The sequence below is a fragment of the Oleiphilus sp. HI0067 genome (assembly GCF_001635735.1).
The window spans coordinates 1-4,474 of sequence record NZ_LWFI01000869.1 but is presented as its reverse complement, the minus strand read 5'-3'; the positions used below and the strand labels follow the sequence as shown (position 1 = coordinate 4,474).

Here is a 4,474-nt window from a genome sequence, read left to right as displayed (position 1 = left end):
TTCGAACATTCATTATATTTATTTATCAATATCTTACAGATGTTTATTAATAAAAATTCTAGATAATTAAGTTGGAACTTTCTTCAATACACAGCATAATCTCGCCCACTTTTATAATGGCGCGATGCATATCCGTCTAACCCAACATCTATTATATAAGCAGTGACATTATGTGGTTTAAAAATCTTTTCTTCTACCGTTTTACTAAACCCGTACCTTTCGACTTAGATGAGCTAGAATCTCGTCTATCAGAGGGAACATTCAAGCCTTGCGATAACCAAGAAGCCATGCGCTTAGGGTGGGCTAGCCCAATCGATCAAGAAGGCGCTCCTTTTGTACACGTTTGCGACAAGTACTGGATGATCTGCTTAAAAAAACAAGAGCGCATACTGCCAAGTTCAGTCGTCACTGAACAAGTTAATATCAAAGCGGCTGAGATTGAAGCAGCACAACATCGTAAAGTTACGCGCAAAGAAAAAAGCGAACTAAAAGAACTTGTCACTCAAGAACTTTTACCAAGATCGTTTACAAAAACAGTTCGACACTATGCTTATATTTGTCCGAAAGACGGGTACATGGTGTTAAACACATCGTCTGCAAAGCTGGCTGATGAACTAACTAGCCATCTTCGCAATGCCATGGGGTCTCTGCCAATCAGGGTACCAACATTAAATACAGCTCCCGCTGCATTAATGACGGCATGGCTATCTGAGGACGACCTTCCTCCTTCGGGATTCGTTTTAAATGAAGAGTCTGAACTTGTTACAGGCGGTGAAGAAAAAGCGACCGTTAAATATAAAGGAATGGCAATCGGCAAAGACCAATTGGACCAAAACAAAGCTCTAGGCTTTCAAGTCAAAAAACAAGCCTTTACCTGGGAAGAAAAATTGAGTTTCGTACTCTCTGACGATTTTGGCGTAAAGCGCGTAAAATTCTTGGATATGATGCAAGACAAGCTCGACGACACACAAGCCGAGGGTGCGGCGGAAAAATTTGATGCCGGTTTTGCGATCATGGCACTTGAGGTTGACCGCTTACTGCCAGCACTACTTAATGCATTTGGCGGAGAAGATACTAGCGCCCTAATCACAGACGATGAATCTGCAGCTTAAAGCCACACTAAAGCTTACCAATAGGAGGTTAAGGCCTTAGGTCTTAACCTCTGCAAGTCATCGACCTTTTTGGTAGAAAAATATTTTCATTCCCTCCCCTTGGAATCCCAAAAAAAGATCTCATATGTATTATTAAGAGAGACGCCAATAGGGTTTTTCTTAACATAACGCCTAAACAAGGGCACAGATAACGCCGTCAGGGTTATCGATATATTTATTGCTCAACGAGGATAAAACTATGAGATCTATCGACCTTTCACCACTATACAGAACTGCAATTGGCTACGATCACGTACTTAACTTGCTAGAAAGCGCAAGTAGAGGCGATTCGAAAAATACTGGCTACCCGCCCTACAACATTGAAGTAATCGAATCCGACAAATATCAAATTACACTCGCAGTTGCTGGTTTCTCAAAGAACGAAATTCAGATCACAAGCGAGCGCAATAAGCTCAATATTAAAGGAAAGCATGTTGCAGACCACAAAGAACGAAAGTTCCTACATCAAGGTATTGCTGGTCGTGACTTCGAACGCACCTTCGAACTCGCTGAACATGTTCGCGTCGTCGGCGCAGATCTCGAAAATGGCCTTCTAAAGGTTGATCTTGTCAAAGAGATTCCTGAAGCGATGAAGCCTAAGAAAATCGAAATTGGAACTCAAATTATCGACGCTTAAATTCATTTTCTAGACCTTCTTAAAGAGCGGCAATTAGCCGCTCGTTTTGCATAGACATATCAAAAATGTAATTTTAGAAACCGGCCTATCCACTTTATTTTGAACTATTAACCCATATATCCGTTCAAGTACTCATATCGGAGATTGAAGTGAAGCGCATATTACTGTTTTTAGCTACTAACTTAGCAATCATTGTTGTCTTAAGTATTACACTCAGACTACTTGGATTCGAACGCATTCTCGACGCCAACGGTGTCGACCTAAACATGAACTCCTTACTACTGTTCGCATCAGTATTTGGATTTGGCGGCTCATTTATATCCCTTGCGATCTCAAAGTGGATGGCGAAAAAGACCACCGGCGCTAAAGTAATTACGCAAGCCAGCAACCCAACAGAAAAATGGCTAGTAGACACCGTTAGCATGCAGGCAAAAGCGGCAGGTATTGGAATGCCTGAGGTCGCGATTTATCCGGGTAAAGAAGTTAATGCATTCGCCACGGGTGCCAACCGAAACAATGCATTGGTTGCCGTGAGTGCAGGCCTTTTAAACAACATGACCAAAGATGAAGCTGAGGCTGTTTTAGCCCATGAAGTAAGCCATGTTGCTAACGGCGACATGATCACATTGAGCTTAATCCAAGGCGTCGTGAACACATTTGTGATTTTCTTCAGTCGCGTTATTGGCCACACCATCGATCGTGTGGTTTTCAAAAACGAACGAGGCCACGGCATTGCATATTGGGTATCAACGATTATCGCTGAAATCGTACTGAGCATACTCGCTAGCACCATTGTTATGTGGTTCTCTCGCCAACGAGAATATCGCGCTGATGCTGGCGGAGCAAAACTAGCAGGCACGCATAAGATGATCGCAGCATTGAAGAGACTTCAAGCACAAACAGAGAGCCAAGAACTCCCTGACCAATTAACAGCGTTTGGCATTTCCGGACTCAGACACTCTAAATTTGGTGCGTTGTTTTTATCTCACCCGCCATTAGAGCAACGAATTCAAGCACTGGAGCAATCGATGGCGCGAAACTAAGAACGCTTAGTTCGCACACAATAAAAAAGGCCGCAATAGCGGCCTTTTTTGATAATCACTAATGCTTAGATCAGCCCCTGCGCCTCTGCTTCTGAACGAATGCCAGCCCATCCTTCGCGCACTGTTCTGATGTGACTTGCCACTTCATCCAACAACTCAACATCATTTTTGAGATTAGCTTCTAACAACCGGCTTTCACAATAGGCATATAGTTGCGCCAAGTTATCGGCTAACTCTTCCGCTTTTGACTCATCAATAAAACTTCGCAAACCAGCCAAGATATCAATCGTCTTGTTGATAAACTTATTCTTAGCTTCATAGTCCTTCGCTAAAATACGTGCTTTGGCCATATTAATACGCTCAAGAGCGCCGTCATAGAGCAACTCAATCAACTTATGCCGATCAACATCTACAACGCTAGTTTGCGCATTCACTGCCGCATATTGATTTAGTGCTTTCATTATAATTCTCCACTAGTCATCGCTTCCGGTACCAGCTAAAGCTTCGAGCTGGCCCTTGATGAAATCTTGCGTACTGTTTAACTGCGCGATAAGTATATCGGCAGCGGTAAATTGTCGTACAAGATTACTTTCTAAATTTGTAAGACGCTCCTCAAGCTTTGCACGCGATAACGCAATGCTATCAAGCTCAGAATTTAAACGTTCATTCTTGGCGGTTATCGTACCATCTACGGACAAAAAGTTGTTAATAAGGTCAACTAACTTTTCACCTACACCTTCGATATAGCTAACAGATCCTCGGCTACCTGTCGCACCACCTTGGATTTCTACCAAGAGCCCCGCCACATCAGTGCCTGATGCGCCCGACAGAACCTGTCCGGTACCGGTCGCAGCAACACCATTGATTGTGCCTTCGACATCTAATCCAGCCGTACCAGCAACAGCATCTATGCCAAGCGTAGTTAAGGTCGTTGCATCAACACCAAGGAATTGAACTTGGGAATTGCTACCATAGCTATCAGAGGTAAACGTAAGCTGATTAGAACCATCTAGCGCGACAACAAGGCTTACGCCAGCATTGGATAAGCTTTGATCCGCATTGATCTGAGATTGAATTTCTGCAACCAAGTCTGCTTGATTATAAGTACCTGCTGTTAAGGTAATTGTCGCTGAACTATTACCATCGATACTCAACGTAAACGTATCATTATCGCCATCGATCACCGTACTGGCGGCCAATGCACTTGCACCTGTAAACGCACCCTTCGTTGAGAGTTGCGTCACATTTATATCGTAGCTACCTGGCTTTGTATCAGACCCTGCTCTCAAAAACTCAATTTGCCCATCGGTCGTACGGCCCTGCTTAGAAAATACCGCCGCAACAGACTCTGGGCTCGACTCTAATTTTTCGCGGAATTCAGCCTCATTAAACTGAAGGTTTCCAGTGTCATTATTGGTAGAGATACCAAGCTCAGCAAGGCCCCGTACAGGATCATTACCCAAACCTTCGATTGTTCTACCTAAGATATTTCGGATTTGATTGGAAATTGAGCGCGTAGCTGTATCACCAACCAATAGGCCGGCTGCCGCAGGATTACTTGGATCAATCTGTGAGTTTTCAACAATCAACGCTCGCAAGGCATTATATTTATCTACAAACTCTTGAACTTTCTCGACAACCAC

The 4,474-nt window shown here is 43.5% G+C and carries 5 protein-coding genes; 3 read left to right on the top strand and 2 right to left on the bottom strand.

Annotated elements, in window-relative coordinates:
- The first annotated feature begins 170 nt into the window (after positions 1-170).
- The 3 genes from A3739_RS09545 (at position 171) to htpX (ending at position 2,831) form a co-directional block, all read left to right on the top strand.
- Positions 171-1,112 (top strand): recombination-associated protein RdgC, encoded by a 942-nt coding sequence (locus A3739_RS09545; RefSeq protein WP_068482128.1) that lies wholly within the window; start codon positions 171-173, stop codon positions 1,110-1,112.
- Positions 1,113-1,350: 238 nt separating this feature from the next.
- Positions 1,351-1,788 carry an Hsp20 family protein gene (locus A3739_RS09540; protein WP_068482125.1) on the top strand — a complete coding sequence of 146 codons (438 nt, stop codon included), beginning with the start codon at positions 1,351-1,353 and terminating at the stop codon, positions 1,786-1,788.
- Positions 1,789-1,937: 149 nt separating this feature from the next.
- Positions 1,938-2,831, top strand: a complete 894-nt coding sequence (htpX, locus tag A3739_RS09535) for a protease HtpX (protein ID WP_068482122.1) — start codon at positions 1,938-1,940, stop codon at positions 2,829-2,831.
- A 65-nt stretch (positions 2,832-2,896) separates the two neighbouring features.
- Here htpX and fliS read toward each other — a convergent pair whose 3' ends face one another.
- Positions 2,897-3,292, bottom strand: coding sequence for a flagellar export chaperone FliS (fliS, locus tag A3739_RS09530; protein ID WP_068474697.1), 396 nt, complete (start codon positions 3,290-3,292; stop codon positions 2,897-2,899).
- A 12-nt stretch (positions 3,293-3,304) separates the two neighbouring features.
- A partial coding sequence (gene fliD, locus A3739_RS09525; RefSeq protein WP_197472244.1) for a flagellar filament capping protein FliD occupies positions 3,305-4,474 on the bottom strand: 1,170 nt, incomplete at its 5' end.